This window comes from Coleofasciculus sp., from assembly GCF_046565525.1.
Lineage (GTDB): Bacteria > Cyanobacteriota > Cyanobacteriia > Cyanobacteriales > Coleofasciculaceae > Coleofasciculus.
Genome location: NZ_JBKHUP010000078.1, coordinates 21,138 through 40,267 on the forward strand (window position 1 = coordinate 21,138; position 19,130 = coordinate 40,267).

20 protein-coding genes and 1 pseudogene are annotated in these 19,130 nt (G+C 46.6%); 7 read left to right on the plus strand and 14 right to left on the minus strand.

Annotated elements, in window-relative coordinates:
* Window positions 1–611 precede the first annotated feature (611 nt).
* A complete protein-coding gene (locus ACLGGO_RS24635; protein ID WP_446361663.1) occupies window positions 612–821 on the plus strand; it encodes a Nif11-like leader peptide family natural product precursor in 210 nt (69 codons plus the stop codon).
* 167 nt (window positions 822–988) lie between these two features.
* Here ACLGGO_RS24635 and ACLGGO_RS24640 read toward each other — a convergent pair whose 3' ends face one another.
* The 10 genes and pseudogenes from ACLGGO_RS24640 to ACLGGO_RS24685 form a co-directional block, all read right to left on the minus strand.
* Window positions 989–2,146 (minus strand): iron-containing alcohol dehydrogenase, encoded by a 1,158-nt coding sequence (locus tag ACLGGO_RS24640; protein ID WP_446421270.1) that lies wholly within the window; start codon window positions 2,144–2,146, stop codon window positions 989–991.
* A gap of 92 nt (window positions 2,147–2,238) precedes the next feature.
* Window positions 2,239–2,757 carry a DUF2518 family protein gene (locus tag ACLGGO_RS24645; protein ID WP_446421271.1) on the minus strand — a complete coding sequence of 173 codons (519 nt, stop codon included), beginning with the start codon at window positions 2,755–2,757 and terminating at the stop codon, window positions 2,239–2,241.
* Window positions 2,758–2,866: 109 nt separating this feature from the next.
* A complete protein-coding gene (locus ACLGGO_RS24650; protein ID WP_446421272.1) occupies window positions 2,867–4,087 on the minus strand; it encodes an RNA-guided endonuclease InsQ/TnpB family protein in 1,221 nt (406 codons plus the stop codon).
* A pseudogene (locus ACLGGO_RS24655) lies at window positions 4,074–4,660 on the minus strand (IS607 family transposase). Before ACLGGO_RS24655 ends, ACLGGO_RS24650 begins: the two are co-directional and overlap by 14 nt.
* 88 nt (window positions 4,661–4,748) lie before the next feature.
* A complete protein-coding gene (locus ACLGGO_RS24660) occupies window positions 4,749–4,997 on the minus strand; it encodes a hypothetical protein (protein WP_446337250.1) in 249 nt (82 codons plus the stop codon).
* 152 nt (window positions 4,998–5,149) lie between these two features.
* Window positions 5,150–5,647 carry a hypothetical protein gene (locus ACLGGO_RS24665; protein ID WP_446337249.1) on the minus strand — a complete coding sequence of 166 codons (498 nt, stop codon included), beginning with the start codon at window positions 5,645–5,647 and terminating at the stop codon, window positions 5,150–5,152.
* A 23-nt stretch (window positions 5,648–5,670) separates the two neighbouring features.
* Window positions 5,671–5,874 (minus strand): 30S ribosomal protein S21, encoded by a 204-nt coding sequence (rpsU, locus tag ACLGGO_RS24670; protein ID WP_006099092.1) that lies wholly within the window; start codon window positions 5,872–5,874, stop codon window positions 5,671–5,673.
* 168 nt (window positions 5,875–6,042) lie between these two features.
* Complete coding sequence (locus tag ACLGGO_RS24675) at window positions 6,043–6,354, minus strand: RNA recognition motif domain-containing protein (protein ID WP_446337248.1); 312 nt, start codon at window positions 6,352–6,354, stop codon at window positions 6,043–6,045.
* Window positions 6,355–6,508: 154 nt separating this feature from the next.
* Window positions 6,509–7,795 carry a mannosyltransferase family protein gene (locus ACLGGO_RS24680; RefSeq protein ID WP_446421273.1) on the minus strand — a complete coding sequence of 429 codons (1,287 nt, stop codon included), beginning with the start codon at window positions 7,793–7,795 and terminating at the stop codon, window positions 6,509–6,511.
* Between the two features lie 124 nt (window positions 7,796–7,919).
* The gene (locus tag ACLGGO_RS24685; protein WP_446421274.1) at window positions 7,920–10,031 is read right to left on the minus strand and encodes a S8 family serine peptidase; all 2,112 of its coding nucleotides are present in this window, start codon (window positions 10,029–10,031) and stop codon (window positions 7,920–7,922) included.
* Window positions 10,032–10,384: 353 nt separating this feature from the next.
* On the opposite strand from ACLGGO_RS24685, the gene ACLGGO_RS24690 reads away from it, so the two are divergent.
* Genes ACLGGO_RS24690 through grxD form a run of 3 tightly spaced genes read left to right on the plus strand, consistent with a single transcriptional unit; the run spans window position 10,385 to window position 11,685 of the window.
* Window positions 10,385–11,011, plus strand: coding sequence for a hypothetical protein (locus ACLGGO_RS24690; RefSeq protein ID WP_446421275.1), 627 nt, complete (start codon window positions 10,385–10,387; stop codon window positions 11,009–11,011).
* 36 nt (window positions 11,012–11,047) lie between these two features.
* Window positions 11,048–11,308 (plus strand): BolA family protein, encoded by a 261-nt coding sequence (locus tag ACLGGO_RS24695; RefSeq protein ID WP_446337256.1) that lies wholly within the window; start codon window positions 11,048–11,050, stop codon window positions 11,306–11,308.
* Window positions 11,309–11,361: 53 nt separating this feature from the next.
* The gene (gene grxD / locus ACLGGO_RS24700) at window positions 11,362–11,685 is read left to right on the plus strand and encodes a Grx4 family monothiol glutaredoxin (protein WP_446337244.1); all 324 of its coding nucleotides are present in this window, start codon (window positions 11,362–11,364) and stop codon (window positions 11,683–11,685) included.
* A 242-nt stretch (window positions 11,686–11,927) separates the two neighbouring features.
* Here the strand turns inward: grxD and ACLGGO_RS24705 are convergent, their stop codons facing one another.
* From ACLGGO_RS24705 to ACLGGO_RS24720, 4 genes are all read right to left on the minus strand, one after another.
* Entirely contained in the window at window positions 11,928–12,179 is a 252-nt protein-coding gene (locus ACLGGO_RS24705) for a DUF6761 family protein (protein WP_446337243.1), read from the minus strand.
* Between the two features lie 202 nt (window positions 12,180–12,381).
* Complete coding sequence (locus ACLGGO_RS24710) at window positions 12,382–13,083, minus strand: response regulator transcription factor (RefSeq protein WP_446337242.1); 702 nt, start codon at window positions 13,081–13,083, stop codon at window positions 12,382–12,384.
* A 62-nt stretch (window positions 13,084–13,145) separates the two neighbouring features.
* Window positions 13,146–13,331, minus strand: a complete 186-nt coding sequence (locus ACLGGO_RS24715; protein WP_446337241.1) for a PCP reductase family protein — start codon at window positions 13,329–13,331, stop codon at window positions 13,146–13,148.
* Between the two features lie 205 nt (window positions 13,332–13,536).
* On the minus strand, window positions 13,537–14,442 hold the full coding sequence (locus ACLGGO_RS24720; protein WP_446421276.1) for an alpha/beta fold hydrolase: 906 nt from the start codon (window positions 14,440–14,442) through the stop codon (window positions 13,537–13,539).
* A gap of 282 nt (window positions 14,443–14,724) precedes the next feature.
* Between ACLGGO_RS24720 and infC the strand changes: the two genes are divergently transcribed.
* The 3 genes from infC to ACLGGO_RS24735 all read left to right on the plus strand — a co-directional run bounded on the left by infC (window position 14,725) and on the right by ACLGGO_RS24735 (window position 19,029).
* Window positions 14,725–15,252, plus strand: a complete 528-nt coding sequence (infC, locus tag ACLGGO_RS24725; RefSeq protein WP_446355682.1) for a translation initiation factor IF-3 — start codon at window positions 14,725–14,727, stop codon at window positions 15,250–15,252.
* 97 nt (window positions 15,253–15,349) lie between these two features.
* Entirely contained in the window at window positions 15,350–18,364 is a 3,015-nt protein-coding gene (locus ACLGGO_RS24730) for a HEAT repeat domain-containing protein (RefSeq protein ID WP_446337238.1), read from the plus strand.
* 182 nt (window positions 18,365–18,546) lie between these two features.
* Window positions 18,547–19,029: a Crp/Fnr family transcriptional regulator gene (locus ACLGGO_RS24735; protein WP_446366387.1), complete on the plus strand. Its 483-nt coding sequence runs from the start codon at window positions 18,547–18,549 to the stop codon at window positions 19,027–19,029.
* Window positions 19,030–19,130: the final 101 nt, after the last annotated feature.

Sequence of the window (19,130 nt, forward strand, 5' to 3'; positions counted from 1 at the left end):
ACGGTGTTAATATAATCAGTCGTTTCCCAAAGCGTTGAGAAATTTAACAAATCTCGCGGAATTTCCCACCCTCTTAGAGGGTGGGGATGGATAGCGAGTAATTAAAAAATGTTGCTTGACTTTCCTCTCTAGGGTATAATTTTAGGTGGCTCAAATCAACAATGGATCGAGGAAAAGTTGGCAGTAAGACGGTGTACATTTAGATTGTATCCAAATAGGCAGCAACTGAAAAAGTTATTCGCTGCACGTCGTCTTCATGCTTACTTATACAACGCCTGCATCGCCCACCGTCGTTATGAATGGAAGGCGCACCATCATAGTGTTAGCTATTTTGAGCAGCAGAATTGTTTACCAGAATTCAAGAAATTTTGGGAGGATTTTGCTGGTCTTAATTCTTTGAGTCTCCAGGCAACGGTAAAACGTGTTGACATAGCTTATAAAAGCTTTTTCCAGGGACTAAGAGAGTACCCTAAATTCAAGTCAATACGCAAATACTCCGGTTGGACATACCCATCTTTGCCCAATTGGGGTTAGTTCATCAAAATTTGCTTTTCCTAGAATCCGAAGTCTGCTAGTGTAGCATTATTTAGTCAAATTAGGAGTTACCAGAAATGGCAAAGGAGCAAGTGGCGAAGCTGTTTCGAGATGCTCAAGCGAACCCCTCTTTAAAAGAGGAACTCAGAGCCGCCCCCAACGTAGACGCCTTTATCCAAATGGCAAAAGAACGGGGTTATGATTTCACTGTGGAAGAATGGCAAGAAATGACTGGGTTTTCTGTTGAAGAAGTCGAGGGTAAGTTGTCAGAGATTCCCGGATTGTAAGGGATTAAAGTTTGAGTTTTATTACAGAAACAAGACAAATGACTAATGACAAATATCATTCGCACGGAACGTGGACTCACCCTGGTAGGAACAGGCATCACGCTATATGATGTCATGGCTCATCTTATAGATTGAGCAAGTTTTTGGATGACACACTCCATTCCTCATTAATCTTGTTTATCATTTATCCCTGCGGATAAAACTGGACTGCAATTTTTATCTACAGGCGTAGTTGTAGATACCATCGCTGCCATAAGCTGTTCGGGTGTCACATCAAAGGGTAATCTGTGGATATCAGAATTAGGCTGGCAAGCAATATCCGCCCCCTGGCGTAACTGTGCCAAAGTGATATTCCCTAAACCCAAATCATCCAGGGTTTGGGGTAAACCGATTTCGCGATAAAACTTCAATAACTGTTGCCGTGCTGAGGCGGCGAGTTGATTCCCTTGCACCATTTCTTCTAAGCGCAATTGCACCAAAATTCCATAGGCGACTTTCTCCCCATGTAAGGCACTGTGAGATCCTCTAAGATGGGTTAAACCATTATGCACAGCATGAGCCGCCACAGTACGACACTGCGCCCCACCTAAACCACCAATTACACCCGCTAGCAAGACTGTGGCATCAACCACCTCTCGCCAAACCTCACTCCCTGGTGTTTTTAGGGCGTCTGCTGACTTTTGAAATAGGATATCCCGTAGCACCCTCGCCTGTTGTACCGCTGCAATAATTAAGGTTTGATCCGAGTGAGCACTACTCACGGATGCTTCATACCATTTCGCTAAGGCGTCTCCAATTCCTGCCACTAAGGTACGTTGGGGGGCTGTTTCAATCAAGCTATAATCCAGGATGAGCAAATCTGGGCAGCGATTCAGACTCACATCGTACAGGAAAGCTCCCTCGTTCGAGTAAATATTGGAAAGCGCCGTCCAAGCGGCACAGGTGGCGGCAGAGGTGGGAATTGTGACAACTGGAAGTTGGCACTGATGGGCTAAGAGTTTAGCCGTGTCCAAGGCTTTGCCGCCACCCACACCGATAATTAAGTCCGCTTGATGGCGGGTAACTGCTTCTTGCAGGGATGCGAGGGAGACTTCACTGCAATCCGGACTATAGGATGCCGTAGCACAGTTTAACGGCGGCTGTTTCAAGATGGGTTCTAGCTGTGGTGATAACGTCGCCAAGGTATGATTCCCACCGACAATCAGGGGACGATGACCCAAAGACGCGATCGCCTCTCCAGATTGTGCTAATGCCGGGACACCGCGCAAAACCTGCGCTGGGGCAACCGTGAGCGACAGCAATGAGGGAGGAGCAGGGTTAGTCATTTTTAGCAGAGGATTCAGCTAATTGAATTTTTATCTTACCTCATCTCCCCTATCTCCCCTAGCAACTCGGTTTCAAGACTTCCCCTGAAAAGTCAGGTGGAGGTGTCTGGTAATTGAGCCAAGCGTTCTTTGTAAATATTGATCGTCATCTGTTCATCATCACGCTTAGCCAGCGAGCGGCTGATTTTACCTACAACTAGGGGTTTAGATATACCGGGTTCTGGGTGGATCACGGTGCGGGCGCGAATAGTCAGTTGGTTAGTTTCTCCACCCAAACGCCCATAAGAATACAAATCACTGGCGGCTTGGCGCAGACTGGCTTCAAGTTGAGATTCGTTGATTGTTGTGGGTAAAGCGATGACGGCTTGGTTGCCTCCGTTGTCGTAGACTAAGGAAAAAGGCACAGCACCAGGAATCACTGTACGGGTAAACGGGACAATACTCAGCGCAAATAAGCCGCCTGTGAGAACCCCCATAAAGCCAGTAATCCCCACCAGCCGAAATCGGATGCCCCATTTAAAGATAAAACCTAGGATGCTAAGAACTCCGCAGACTAGGGTGAGAATGCCTATCCATTGGGTATACGTGAGAAAGTCAGTCGTTGTTGGCATAGAAGATAAGGTGTGGCTACTTGATAAACACCAATGGCTACATCGTTGCGGTTTTGTTATCTGAAGAGTAGGAATAGATAGTTCCTAATTTCACGGAAAAATACGGAAATTAGTTTGTAAGAGTAATCTTAACTGGGTGAACTACTACACCCTCTATCCCATTGCAGAAAGCATCTGGGACTACTTTGCGGATAATGTTGTAACTTCCATTTGTGTCGGCGTTAAACTTAACGCCGTTTTTTGATTTGTACAACCCGCGCTTAAGGCGACGACCGCTAAACTTTGCGGTTTTGGCTTCTGCTGTTCCGTAAACAGGAAGAGGATCTCCGTCTAAGAAACTGGCAAGCGAAGTGTAGGATTCTTCGGTGATGACAACCTTAATGCCAACCAACTCAGCCTTGTAAGTCAACATCTCAATGAATCTAGAATGAGGAACGCTGGTGAAGTTTTGATTATTGGCTTTACCCATATTGAGTTCCTGCTTCCAGTTCTCATTTTTTCCGATTACAAGAGTTGAGATATTCTTCTCAACTAATCGATTAATAATGAAACGGCTGGACTTATGGAGATAGTCATCTATCTTGAATCCTCGCTTAGTTGACAAGCGCTGAATCCTGTTGGATGTTTTCCTGTTTCCCTTGAGACGAGACTGAAGCTCAGCTTTCTTTTTGTTATAAAAATTATTAACTGCTTTAACGGGTCTGCCATTAATCAGGAAAGGTTTAAAGCCTTTTTGATTTGAAGTTACAGCCGCTAAGTTGTTAAGACCAATATCTACACCTGCTACTGCTTCACCGTCTACCAATTGTTCAACGGATTGTTCATAAATTATCTCAACCACGTAGTAGTTAAGACGGGGAATAATTCTCACCTCATTGATATTTTGCTTATTACAAGAAATCATCAGGTCTGTTCCCGATGGTTTCACCCATCCCTTCTTCAGCTCTTTGGAGCTAATAGCCTGGATGGTGTAAACCAAGAGATTGCGCCCCCTCTCCTTGTCTTTATATTTAGGGAGTCTAGGCTTTCCCAGGAACTTGGAAGGGTTTTTCTTGTAAGCTTTATCCGCCTCTTTCCACGCTTTCCAATTTCTATCTAAACAACGAAGAATTTGCTGAGAGACTTTGCGGGGCAATTCGCAATACGATTCTTCTGCTTGCATCCGAGACGCCATTTCGTTGTAACAGAGAACTTGATTGGTTTCAAAGAAGTGTTGACGAATTTCGTAATTAGCTCGGTTGTAGAGATTTTTAGACTTAAATGCCAAGCTATCAATCTCTTTCCATTCCCGGCAACATTTCCGAATTACATGCTTCTCAACAAGTCTCATTGTCTCCATTTGACTGAAGCTCACTAATGAGTTTTTCCGTCTTGCGCTTTGCTCTTCTCATCCCATACAGCCTTGCACAAAATGATGTAATGACACTCGCTCTCATCTGTTATCAAGTCTTCTTTGTCGTCAGGAACACCATTAACGATTTCGAGTCTTCTGTCTGTTTCTGATAGAAGAATTTCGATATATTTAGCACCGAATCTAGTTAAGCGATCTTTGTGTTCTACCACTAAGACGCTGAAACTCCTGTCCAACAAGAGTTGATTCAGTTTCTTACGATTGTCATTCAGTCCACTCCCTACTTCTTTCACAACCTTGTTGACGGCATAGCCTGTCTTTTGCTGCGTACTGAGACAGTCTTTCGGCAAGCCTATCTAAGTTGCTTTTATTTTCTGAGCTGGAGACTCTGGCATAAATGCAAGCAACGATAGATGATGCAAAAAATGCGTCGGTTTCAATCAGTATAGTTCCTGTTGGAAGCTGGCGACCTTTAATGATGCCTTTCTTCCACCAGCTCCACGCCGTCCTATAACTGACGCCTTGAGCTTTTGCGTAATCTGATAATTTCATGCGGTAACCTTATCGACCTATGTGTAGATTACCGCATATTGCCGCTATTTTCCGTATTCTTAATGAATGTAAACAATACACACCAGTATCAACGATTCCTACTTTCCGCTCCTCGGATAATTGACTTTCGCGTCCATTCTCGCACACTCTCTAGCTGAACAATTGCCTGATCGCGTTCCCGGTTATCTGGACAAGTCTCTAGTATAGTATCTAGCAGCCGTCCCCACAGGTACTCAACAGTGCCAATCTCTTCGAGTTGCGCTTGGGTGGGACTATCCCATCCAAATAAGCGATCGCGTATTGCCCTCGCTTCGGCAGATATATGCTCTTTGTCCACCTTATTCTCTCCTGAATCCCCTTACCATACCTGCACTTTTCCCTATTGCCCGATCCCCGTTCTCTTGAGTAATTGGTCGATTTTATAATTGGGGTTATCTCGCGATTCATCCCACGTCTCCGGAGCCGTAGGGCGTGGGGCTTCCCCCGAATTCAGCTAATTTCCTGCCGAGCTTTCTGAGTCCAAGCCTCATTAACGAGTATTTTGCTATTAGATAGTTTGAAATCAAACGGATGAGGCGGTTCAGGGACACCTAGAACACCCGTTTGCCGGTGAGATTTAATTAAGTTAACAATCCAAGTACAAAAGTCTAAAATTTCCTCAGGTAATAGCGTTAGGTCAAAGTGCCAGCTTTGATTAATTCCTCGACAATCCCGTCCCCACAGCCTCGATTGAACGATACCTGCCCCTTTATTAATAGACACTCGCAAGATAAAGGGGCGTTCCGGGAGTAATTCATCAGGAGCTGTGTGAACATAGACACACAGATAATTCATGCGTTGCCGATCATCGATCCAAGATGCCATTGGCAGATTGCCCGTTGATGGATTGCGGGTTGTAATCTTCACTGGCACGTTCATCTTTGCGGCAAATTGATAATAAAACTCTTGCCTTAGCTGAGAAACCGTGCGTATAGCTTCAGGAGTCATGATTACTGCACAAGAGTGAACACTTAAAAACGTTTTTTGCGATAGCGAGAAAGCCGCCGCAGTTGCTTATGCCGAGCAATGGCTTTGCGCTTCCGTTTTTGAATCGGCGTTTCAAAGTGACGATGTTTCTTCATGTCGGGAAAAATTCCCGCTTTGGAGACAGCTTGTTTAAATCGGCGGAGGGCTGACTCAATCCCTTCATGTTCACCGACAGTTACCTGTGCCATTTTATTTCCTCCTCAGCTTGAGTTTATTGCTTGATGCCTGACCACACCTAGCCGGAATGAATCAAGTGAAACCAGCACAAAAAGCTGATTTCACTCGATAGTGCAGCTTCTAGGAGACGTAGAGAAACGCCGCCATTAATGGGCTGATTACATCCGCATTATTCGGTTTTAGTAGCGTCGAGAGAATCCATCGCGATTGCCGCCGCCGCGACGACCACCACCGCCTTGACCCCGAGGTTCACGAGGTTTAGCTTTATTCACTTTCAAATCCCGACCCATCCATTCAGCGCCATCTAGAGCATCAATAGCAGCAGATTCTTCAGCTTCTGATTCCATTTCCACAAAACCAAAGCCCCGCATCCGACCTGTTTCTCGATCCGTGGGTAACTGAACCCGCTTCACCGTGCCGTATTCAGCAAAAATACTGGTAATGTCTTCCTCTGTAGCATCATAAGACAGGTTACCAATGTAAATTGACATAGAGTATCTCCAAAACCAATGAATGTAGAGACTTATGATTCGGAGACATGCCTGTCCGTAAATCAAAACAAACGATACAGCCGAATATAAACCTCGCTGATTATAATAACACCATTTATCCACTACCCTGCTGACATTCTCCCTAATCTACAACCTAAGCAACCCAGAGATGCTGGGCAAATCGCACGGCGAAGCTGACCAACACTAGAGTGAAGAATAGGAGTGTTGCCCATCCCCATCGCGGATAACGCGCCAGCAGCAGACCTAAGGCTATCGAAATTGATACAATGCCATAGGCATGGCGTTCAGCAGAAATGGTGCGACCTGGGCTTAAAATCACGGCTAAGCTACAAAATCCATAGGTGACGGCAACAGGTCTAAGCTTTGTTCGCTCTCGCACGAGTAAATAGCCACCTCCCCAAACCATAATCATATTAATTAGCGGATCTCCAGCTAAAAGCCACAGGAGAATGAAGAGGCTGTAAAAGCCATACCCTTGCTCCACACACAGCCGTTGCAGACGAGATCGCTTTCGCGGGGGTTGAAGAGTGCCTCGCCGTGTGAGATCACTTTGCGATCGCCACAACAAATAACCCAATGCACAAATTGTGATAAAAAGCAAGGGATGCCACGGATCTTGAATCCAACCCCGATTCCAGTTGGCTGTCCCTGCTGAAATTTGCACCAGCATCTTCAACCATCCCTGTCCATAAAAAGCTTGTTCAGGTTGCCATGCCTGTTGCACCCTTAAAAAGGCTAGCATGTCCCCAAAACGAATTCCGCAGTAGAGGCTATAGAGTCCCATTCCTCCGGCGGTGGCTAAGCTAGGAAGGTAGGCGAAAGCCGATCTTTTCTCTCGCCAAGCCACCAGCAAAAACGCTGGGGATAGTGCAATTCCGGGTAATCGTGTCGCACTGGCTAAGGCTCCCCATAAAGCTGACCAACCATAGTGTTTACGGTCAAACGCTCGCAAAGCCGCCGTACTCCACAACAGAAATAGCCCCTCCGTATAGATTACCGTGCCAAATAGAGAAAAAGGACACCAAGCTAAAACCGCTGTTGTCCAGCGAGCAACATTCTGCCCATGACTCTCTTGAACCCAACCACACAGAAGGATTAGCGCACCCCAAAATGCCAGATTATTCACAACAGTCCCGGCTACATTAAAGGGCAATCCCCCACTCATCACCGCCCGAACCAGTAAGGGAAATAAAGGAAAAAACGCTACATTATGTCCCTGACCATCATTAGCATATTCATAACCTGAAGTGGCTATCATTTGATAGTGGTCACTATCCCAAGCGGAAAAGACATCCCAACTTACCGTCGGTTGAATGCCCCCAGGTGGCGCAGGTAATAAGGGAGCAATCACCAACATAGCGATAACAATGACAATTCGGCTGAGTAGCCACATCACCGTGGCAAAAGTAATACTATTCACGTAGATGCTTTTCTATGCCCTAATTCCTAGAACACCAATTCAGTCATTCAATCCTAGGCTACAAAATTTCTGAAAAACAGTAGCACAAGCTACCCCACCCTGCTTTTTATAACTTATGCCTTATCTAGATTCCTATAACTAATTCCCAGCTTTTAAGTCTCCCTGTATCCATCGGCGCATAATCAATGACTCTCAACTGCCAAATACCAACACTATCCTGATTCAGCAACGACTTGAGCGCCGGAGTATTTTCTATAGAATAGGTGTATTGGAGTTGAGTGTTAACACCCAATGTACGACTTTGTAGCAGCGCAGTCTTACCATTGGGTGATTTCAACTGCACTTCTAAATCTCCCAAAAACTCATGTTCAATGTCCACCGTCACCTGAATGTTTTGCACTGGGGCAGATTCTGTGATTTGAATCGTGCTAGTCACACCACGGGGATTATCATCAGGAATAGCTAAGTTTTTATCATTGCGTCGTTTGAGGATTTGGGCAACCTTAGCAGTTTGAACTCGTTGCTGTTGAGCCGCTTGTACCGCTTTAAAAGCATTGACCTTACCATAGCCAAACCATTGAGAATACCCATTCGTATCATAAGTCCCCAATCGCATACCAAGCTGGGGGTCAGCATCACGGTCTACAATTTTGTCGGCTGTATCTTGCAGGATACGTTTGACTTGTTTAGCCGTCAGATCAGGATTAGCCGAGAGAATTAGTGCCGCAACACCCGCAACAACTGGACAGGCGCTCGATGTGCCACCAAAACTGCCTACAAAGTCACCGATTTCATACCCCGCTGCTCCGAGTAAGTCGGTGGTAAAGACACCATTACCTGGGGTTGGGGCATTCACTTTGGGTGCCGTGCCAATAAAACCTGTTTTTTCAAACCACATTCCTGGCGGAGCATTGTTGCTAGGGGCGCAAACGGAGACATTGGTTCCCCAGTTACTGTATGCCGCTTTTTTGCTCAAGCTGGTGCAAGCCGAAACCGCAATCACATCTGGATGTACGGCGAAACCACTGAGCCAGTTTGTCGGTCCACGCAGTAATTCACTCGTCCAGCCGCGCTCAAAGATGGTGCCATTGATTGGGCGATTAGCATTTCCAGCAGCAAAAACGATTACACAGCCTTTCCCGCCTCGTCCCTCAGTCGCTGCGAGGGTTAGGGCAGCCCGTTGCCGTAAGGAAAGGGGGAAGTAAACCGTTGCGGCACCCCAGCTACAAGAAATAACGCTGGCGTCATTTTCAATTGCCCAGTTAAATAATTCTTCAATGCTAGTGTCATCCAGAAACCCACTGGTGCGAATGGGCATCAGCGCACATCCCGGTGCTACACCGACAATACCCTGACCATTTTCTTCGGCAACCGCAATCCCAGCACAAGCAGTACCATGACTTTCACCAGAACCACTGGGTAGAGGAATGAAGTCTTTGTCTTTAAAATCTTTGGGTGCGACAATTTTTCCGGTGCCCTGAAAATCGGGATGGTTGATATCAATGGCATCATCAGCTATCGCAACGACAATGGAGCGATTTCCCCGGGTCATATCCCAGGCTTTTTCTACGTCGATATGAGAACCTGGGGCTAAGGTTGAACCGCCACTGTGGTTTAGATACCACTGTTGAGGGTATAAGGGGTCTTGGGGATGGTAGCTCGGCTGTTTGGGGACTATGATATCGGGTTCTGCGGTTAAAACTTCGGGGAGTCTAATCAGTCGATTGGCTATTTTTAGCGGATTCTCTGGGGAATTGGGGGTGAGTTGAAAGACGAAGGTGTTGGGAATACCGACGAGCGATCGCACAGATTTTAAACCAAATTCAGTTTGAAGGGCTGAGATTGTTGCTTCATCGGTGTCTGGGTGAAATTGAATCGTGAGTTGATCGCCCAGGTAAATTAAGGTAGCCGGATTGTCCTTGAGTTGGTAGACATGACTAGCAAAAACAACATCTTCGCGATCGCGTGCGGCTTGCATCGCCTCATCCCTTTGTTCGGCGTTAACCGTAAATTCAGCAAGTTGGGTGTGAGGAATTTGGCGCTGATATTGGACACTGAAGACTTGCTCGAGTTGCTCTACGGGGATTTGGTTCTGGGGGCAAAGGGTGAAGCGATCGCGCACCTTGAGTAATGCCAGTTCTTCACCGCCCCGTTGCAGGACTAGACCCGGGCTTTCAGAGGGAACCGGAGTTGTTTGAGGAGAATCGTCTGGCACAGAATCAGAATGCGGGATCATAGTTTAGAATGGACTATCGTCAATCATACAAGATCAGTTATATGATGAATATTTTTTATCCTAGTCTCCAAAATGCTTAAGAAACCTTCAGGGTATTTTTTAAGTCTAGCTGGTTGAGACGGGGGGACTGCCTTGTACTCCAGTCATCGCGATCGCTGATGGTTAACTGTCACGGAACCTACTGCCAAAGCCTACAGCTATAATGTGGGCTTGTCGCCAATCTCACTAGGGACGGCAATTTCCTTGCCCCCAAGTCTGGCGATTTAAATGGGACTCCCCTTGCCGCATCTGGCGATGGTAAGATACCCGAAGGTTTCTGTGTTTGTCTCTAAAATACCTTCCCTATTTTTTACATGCTCTCTTCTGGAACGATTCATAGCCTTGGCTTTACCTGCCTTGTTGCCTTTCCCTTCACGACGAGTGTGGCGCTATTACTACCCGCCCACGCTCAAACTCAAGCGGCTGCGCTTCCAGAAGAGGTCAGCCAAATGCAGCCTGAGCCAGATGATCCCAGTAATCTACGCCCTTTAACGCAGGAGGATAGTCTTCTGAGTTTACAGGGGGGAGAGCGCTTAATGGCAGAGGCGAATCAAGCTGTTGAAGCTCAAGACTATACCTTAGCCGCTCAAAAACTCCAGCAGGCGCGTCAGGTTTTTAACCAATTATCGAATTTCTATCAGCAGTTGGCTGAAAGTTTCTCGGGTATCGATAACCGGATTTTCAACGAGCATCGGCAAAACGCGCTGCAAACGGCAGAAATGCGGGATGAAGCCACCTATCAATTGGCGTTGGTGCATCGCGTCCAAAATCAACCGGAATTGGCGGTTCCCTTACTGATTCAGATCATTCGCTCTCAGAATCCCACCCGCGATTTGGGCAAAAAAGCCTACCAACAGCTTTTTGAATTGGGATTCGTCGGTTCTCCCTTTCCCCCCTCTGGCAATCGTGAACCGACATCATCGGCGACTCCAGAACGTTAAATTAATAGTGGAAAGTTGAAGAATAATGGAGTGGGTATGATTAGTCCAGAGCAAGTTGAGGCAATGATCAAAGCAGAACTTCCCGATGCTCAGGTACAGGTGCAAGACTTAACGGGCGGCGGTGATCATCTGCAAGCGATTGTTGTATCCTCCCAGTTTGAAGGCAAAAGCTTGGTCAAACAGCACCAGCTTGTTTATGGCGCTCTCCAACAAGCAATGGCAAGCGAAGCCATTCACGCTCTAGCGCTGAAAACCTACACCCCTGAATCTTGGCAAGCTACCAGTCAGGCTGTATAAACTCTCGCTACACTAGACCCATATAAAACTACACAAGACATTTCAGCAAAGCTATGACGCCAGCAGTTAAAGAACGGATTGACCAGCTCGTTAACCAAGAGAAAATCGTGGTGTTTATGAAAGGCACCAAACTGATGCCTCAATGCGGTTTTTCCAACAATGTCGTCCAAATCCTGAATACCTTAGGTGTTTCCTACGAAACGGTGAATGTTCTCGATGATCCGGAAGTGCGTCAAAGCATTAAGGAATATTCCAACTGGCCCACGATTCCGCAAGTTTACGTCAACGGCGAGTTCATTGGTGGCTCAGATGTGATGATCGAGCTTTATCAGAACGGCGAATTACAGCAAATGGTCGAAGTAGCACTGGCATCTTGACATTTTACACGTTTCAAGATAATTAGCACCAAATAAACCAAAAAGCCTGCTTAAGCAGGCTTTTTCAGTCTATGCTGAAAAGCAGGGCGAGCCGGGAAGCTCTCGTTTCCAGATCTCAAAAGGGAATACCTCTGTTGAGGCTCTGCTTCCCTTGAATTGCTGGAAACGAGAATTGGTAAGCGTCGTGGCTTAAGTTGCCACGGATGAAGGCTTGCGCCCACACCTAAGTACCTTATTTATTTTTAATAGTAATCAGTTTCAGGTTCTGGTAAGGGTACGGCTTCAAAGTTCGAGGGATCGCGCAGATAACGAACAGCATCTTCCTCCAAGCGATGAATTAAATAAACTTCAATAGCGTTACTATGTCGAAGAGCATCAAGATAGCCATCAATATACAACCGTAGGTCATCAAAGCGATATCCCCGGTTCCACATAAAAACTAGAGCATCTGTAAGTTGCTGATAGTAACGTATGGTTCGAGTGTCCTGAAGCATAGTCTAAAGCGGTGTGAATTCGGTATTTTAGCTTTAGAGTTGCTAAGTGTCAATTCCTCCAAATTGATCGCTAGCAACTCTAGCCAGCCCTTACTACTATTGTGCCTTATGTCAGTGGGTAATGTGGTCTTCTGATTGACAGAATTCAATGATTCCCATCGTAAATCAGGATAAATTTTCCTACCACAAAAAAGCTTTTGAGTCAATCCACTAAATGATTTTCCAGGGCAAAACGCACAATTTCGGCTCGGTTGCTAGTTTCTGTTTTTCTCAGGAGAGAGCTAACGTATTTTTCAATCGTCCGAGGACTCAGGTGTAGCTGGCTACCAATTTCGCTATTCGATAACCCTGTGGTCAGTAATTCTAGAACCTGTTGTTCCCGCTGAGTCAGATGTAGTACATTGGGCGGGGAAGTGAGGGAGGCGATCGCACGGGGAGTTGATTCGGATTTGGGCATAGCCTCCTGAATCTGTGTCGGTGGGGGTGATTGTCCTATCTCAGTGGAAGAGAATCGCAATTCGGCTTGCATCATCTGAGAACGTTCCAGCAAATTGCGAATTACGGCACTCAATTCCTTCATTTCAAAGGGTTTGGGCAAATACAGATCGCATCCTAACTGATAACCCTTAATCCGCTCCTCAGTACTACTGCGCTCAGTTAAAAAAACCACAGGTAACAAGCGGAAAGCTGGTCGTTTCCGAACTTGTTGCACAAGTTCATAGCCATTCAATTTCGGCATATTGATATCGGTCACGATTAAGTGAGGATGATACTTATCAATCAGAGACAGAGCCTCTTGACCATCCTCTGCCGTTACAACTGAATAGCCTGACATTTCCAGATAATCGCTCACAGAAAGACGAGTACCTAGGTTGTCATCTACAACCAGGATTATCAATGGCATGGGAGTAACTGCAATACAAGCTTATATAATAGTTGAGACATCTAGCGACTACAAGTCACTTCCTATTGACCAAACTCAACCCTAGCTTGCTCGACAATTTCTACTGTAACGACACCCAAATCAGCCTCACGAGCTAAATGCTCAATCCGTTGTCGAGCTTGAGTACGTACAAAATAAGGTATTTTTTTGAGTTTCGCTTTAGCTTCAGGTGTCCAATCTAAGGTATCTGTAAAATCAGCGCTGTTCATAAGTTCAAGGAAAGCGGGAGACTTTTCTCATTCCGCTTCGATCTTAACCCAGAGGAGTAGGGGGAGCAGGGGAATCTGGGAAAGCAATGTAGAGATGTGTCATGGCGTGTCTGGGAGAAAAAATTAAATTAGAGTTTGCTGCGAGCAGTATTAGGAGTTCACTCACGCGCTATGCTCTATGGGCGAAGTGAAAGGTCAAAACTTCCTAAATCCCAGCTAACCAGTCGAGTAGAATCCGATTTACCTGTTCTGGGCATTCATCGTGAGGACAATGACCCGCCTGATCTAACTCAATTAACTTCACATTAGGGTTGAGATCGGCAAACTGTTGGGCTAACTGGGGAGGGATCATCCGGTCTTGACGTCCCCAAATTAACAGCAAAGGAATATCCAAAGTCGGTAAAACTGATTTGATAGGAGGACCAAATTTAGAAGAGGTCATCGCTTTAAACAACGCACTAAATGTAGCCGCCGCACCGCGATCGCGAGCAGGCTGCGTGAGAATCTCCACTAATTCTGCATCAATAGCGCTGGGGTTGTAATAGGCGAGTCCTGCCCATTTCTGGACAATTGATGGGCGTCGCAGCAAATAAAACAGACTTTGGAGAACCACAGGAGACGCGACTAGACCCTCAACCGTTGATACAACAGGTCGCAGCCAACCCGGAAGCGCCTCTTCTCGTAGGGAAAAATCCGGCAAATTAATCAAGATGAGTCCCTTGACCATCTCCGGGTGAGTTGCAGCGGCGCTCAGAGCCACCAGTGAACCGATCGAGTTACCCACTAACACCATGGGGTGTTGTATCAAGGTTTGCCAGAATTCATAAACTTGATTGACCCACAAGTCAATCGTATATGTTGCCCAAGCTTTACGCGAACCGCCAAACCCCAACAGATCCAGTGCATAAACCGGGTAGTGTTGACCCAGTACAGGTAAGTTGTGACGCCAATGTCCGATTGAAGTACCAAATCCGTGCAGCATCAGGACTGGAGGAGCCAGCCTTGAGTGGGAGTGCGGTGGACGAATATAGGTGTAACGAGTCTGCCAACCTTGCCAAACCCAATCTCGCTGACTACCGACTCGTTGCTGCCACGATACGGATGGGTTCACAACCTGCCTCAACTTCAAAAACGTTTACAAATCCTCACCTATTATTGTAGTGGTTTCTGGATGCTACTCTCTACAGCCGATGCCCCATAGCCTAGGAAAAATGAGGACTAACAAACGTCTCACATATTCCACCTCCTAGAAGGGTTTCTCTCCAATCCCCCGGCATTTTGGAAGTTAAGTTAAAAAGATGGACAGAAACCGGATCAGACTCAGTAGAATGGCAAGTAAAATCAGCTTGCTTTTTATCAAACCCTTAACAACTAGAAATTCAAGCAGACGCCCGTGAGTGATAGAAGACGCCAACGCGATCTACCCCAAATCAACGAACGAATCCGTTATCCTAAGATTCGTGCGATTGATACAGATGGCACACAGCTAGGAATCATTGCTCCTCAAGAGGCTTTACGCATCGCCGAGGAAAAAGAGTTGGATCTGGTATTGGTTAGCGATAAGGCAGATCCGCCAGTGTGCCGCATCGTGGACTACGGCAAATACAAATTTGAACAGGAGAAGAAAGCCCGAGAAGCTCGCAAGAAGCAACACACGGCGGACGTTAAAGAAGTCAAGATGCGCTATAAGATTGATGATCATGACTACCAAGTGCGTGTTAACGCGGCTGAGCGCTTTCTGAAATCAGGAGACAAAGTTAAAGCCACGATTACCTTTCGGGGGAGAGAAATTCAGCACGCCAACTTAGCCGAAGACTTGCTCAAGCGCATGGCAATGGATTTGCAGGACGTTGCCGAAGTTCAGCAAGCCCCTAAACGTGAAGGTCGTAATATGATGATGCTACTCTCTCCCAAAAAATAAGAATTGAGTTCATTGGTCATTAGTCACTAGTCATGGGTTAGCCACGATGGACTCAATACTAATGACTCAGGACTAACGACTAAGGAAAAACTGCCAAATGAAACTACAAACTCGTACTCGCATTCAAAATGAATGGGTACGGCGAATCCTAGAATGGGTTAATCTTCGCCCGGAAGAAGGCGAGCGCACTTTTTTGATGTTCGCCTTCTACACCGCTACCTCAGTTGGGCTGCTTTGGTTCGAGTATAGTGCGACAGCACTGTTCTTGGATGAGTACGGTGCGAGGTGGTTACCCGTAATTTATATCGCCAGCTCCGTGATAGTTTCTGGACTAGGCGTCTTATACTCTTGGTTACAAGAGCGGGTTCCCATGAGGGGTGTCTTAGTCACAGTCGCGTTCCTGACAGGCATACCCTTGTTGATCTTTCGGTTGACCCTAGGCATTGGCTATTTAAACGGTTTAATCGCCTTGGGTACTGTTTTTCTGTTGCGACTGTGGATGGATGCAGTCGAAGTTCTCAACGATCTCAACTCTCAAGTTGCCGCGAATCAATTATTCAATATCCGGGAAATTAAGCGCACCTATCCGATTGTCTCGTCGGGACTTTTAGTTGCCGATGTGATCTCCGGCTTTTCTTTACCCCTGCTGCTGTTCGTTGTCGGCACAATTCAAAACGTTCTCGTGGTGGCGGCGTTGATGATGATAGTTGGTGCTGGCACGTTGTTTTATTTAACCCAACGCTACCAGCAAGCCTTTCCTAACTTACCCACACGGGACTGGGAAGAGGATGGTCAGGAATTTGTTGTCCGCCGCACCACGGGACATCTACAACGCTATATTGTTCCGTTATTTGCCTTTTTTATTCTCGGCGAAGCCCTCTATCTGTTGGTAGAGTTCCAGTATCTCGGTCAATTAGAGGCAAATTTAGAAGCCTCAGAGATTGCCGGGTTCTTGGGTTTGTTCAGTGGGATTGTCGGGATATTTGAACTCACCTCTCAGTGGTTCCTATCCAGTCGCGCGGTTGAACGTCTGGGAGTTTTTGTCGCCGCAATGATGCTACCCGCGTCGTTAGCGATTATGGGATTAATCACATTGAGTGGTTTGCTGGATGTGATCCTTAAGCTATTGGGTTCAGTGATTACCATCCCAGGATTTGTAACCGGACTCTTTGTCGGTCTAATTTTCCTGCGGTTTATTGACGAACTCCTGCGCTATACCTTAATTGCCGGAATTGAACCGTTCCTGTTTCAACCGATACCCGAAGGAATTCGTAATAGCTTGCAAACCAGGGTTCAGGGGATTGCTGAACCCATAACCACGGGTATTACGGGCATTAGTATGCTCGCTGGAATCTGGCTGTTGCATCATGTATTTCCTGGACAACCGGAAGCTCAAATTCAGCAATGGCAGAGTGGTATGTTTATTCTTGCCATTGTATTTTTCTCCCTGATCTGGTTGCTGAGTGCTTGGTCTATGCGATCAAGTTACGTCACCTTGCTGGTTGATAGCGCTGAACAAGGACGCTTGGGGTTTTCTGATGTTGACTTAAATGCATTCAAGCGAACAGTGATAGAAACCCTGGAACAACCAGGTACTGAAGCCGATAAACGCTCTTGCATTCAACTGTTATCCCAGATTGACCCCACAAATGTGGGTGAGGTTCTGGCTCCCCTTTTGCCTCGCCTTTCAATTGCACTCCAGTGTCAAAGTCTAGAGACGATGTTGGAGTATCCCAATCCAGCCTATTGTCAGGATGTGCAAGTCTTGATTGAGCAAAAACCGCCGCCAGAAGTTTTGGCGTTGGCGCTGCGCTATGTTTGGCTGACTCAACCCGAATTGGATATTAATACGATTAAACCATATCTCCATGGGACAGTTGATCCTATGGTGCGAGCCACAGCCGCCGCGATTATCTTGCGTCGGGGAACCCCACAAGAGAAAGCGGAAGCGACAGATATCCTGCGGCGAATGGTGATGTCAAAACGGGAACGAGAACGGGTGATGGGAACGCGAGCGTTGGGAGAGGCAGAGTATTTGCAAGCCTTGAGAGTTTATATTCCCTATCTGTTAAAAGATGAGTCGTTGCGCGTCCGTTGCGCTTTATTAGAGGTGATTGCGGCAACCCATTTGGACGAGTTCTATCCGTCGCTAGTGCGGGGGCTGTATTACAAATCGACTCGTGAAGCTGCTCGCATGGCGTTGGTGCGTCTGGGTGATGAAGCGATTCCGTTGCTGCTGGAGTTGGCAGAAGATATCCATAAACCTGATTTAGTTCGGGTACAAGCTTGGAGTGCTTTGGCTGAAATTGGCACATCCGATGCCCTGAATCATTTGGTGCAACAGTTAATGACGAGTTGGGGGATCAGCCGCCGTAATATCCTCCGCAGCTTACTGAAAATTCCCAATGAGCAAGGAATCGATGCGGTACTTGATCGGTTGGGACGTAGTGGTATTGAGACGTTAATTGAGCAAGAACTGCTGTTTTTGGGTCAGATTTACGCCGCACTGGTGGATTTGAAGCCAGAACTGATCAGTGGACAGGAGGCAGATTTGCTGCGGCGGGCGTTAAACGATCAGCAAAAGGATCTGCTGGAGAATTGTTTTTTGCTGATGAAGTTTCTTTATCCAGTCGGTGCGATTCAAGCGGCATCTTTTAATCTGGAATCGGAGTCCCGCTCCAATATTGCTATGGGACTGGAGATACTGGATAATACCATAGATATTCCCCAAAAGCAAGCCTTTTTAGCTCTGTTTGATCGCCGTTCCTTTGGCGAAAAGCTGGAATGTGTGCAGGAGCTAGTTTCTTATCAACCGATGAATCCCAGCGATCGCGTGCGACAATTGATTGATTTTCGTCATTTTCTCTCGGATTGGACACTGGCTTGTTGTTTCCATTTGGCTCGGGCGGCTCATGTGAGTTTGACACCGGAAGCGACGTTAGTCTGTCTGCGTCATCCCACGGGTTTTGTCCGGGAAGCGGTTTTAACTTATTTGAAAGCTGCATCGCCCCGTTCTTGTATCGAATTACTACCGATGCTCAAACATGATTCCGATCGGTTAGTGGCGGCGGTAGCTCAGCAGATGAGTAACGAATTTGGTCTAGTGAGCTGATGGAGCAGTCGTTAGGAAAGGGTTTATTAAGGGGTTATTGGCTTAATTTTCAGGGATGTTAAGCAGATTGGTGTGTTTATGGTCTCTTAATTCCTCTATTATCAGTCAAAGTGGGATAAAGTAAACTAGAGCTTTGTGCAGCTACACTTGGCACCAATCCCCAGCAGCTACCCGCTAACCCCATGTTAACCAGCGTTGAGCGTTTACTTTTTGTCAGGGGCGTCCCCATTTTTCAGGAATTGCGGGACGATTTTCTGGTGCGCGTTGCTTCGGTTATGGATGAGCTATCATTTCCGAGTGATCATACGATTGTTACCCAAGGGGAAGAAGGGCGATCGCTCTATATTGTGGTGTCCGGTTCTGTGCGGGTTCACATTGGCGATCGCGACTTGGCATATCTGAGACAAGGTGCTTGTTTTGGCGAGATGTCACTCTTTGATGCTGAACCGCGTTCCGCCTCAGTGACGACGCTGGAAACTTGCGAATGTCTGATGCTGACTCAACTGCAATTGTATGACGCCATTGATGAGACCCCAGGAATTGCCATTAATATTATCCGCTTACTCTCCCGCCGCATCCGAGAACTGAATAATAAGTTGAATGCTTATGAGGTGAAACATCCAGCGTCCGATTTTAGTAAAACCAGCAGTAATTTAGCTGGCTAGTTGACTACTCATGGTGTTATAGCCCTAGTGGTCTGTCAAGCCAAGTTTGACGGATAATAGAATTGTATATCTACCAATCCATAAGCTATGCCAGCCAAGCG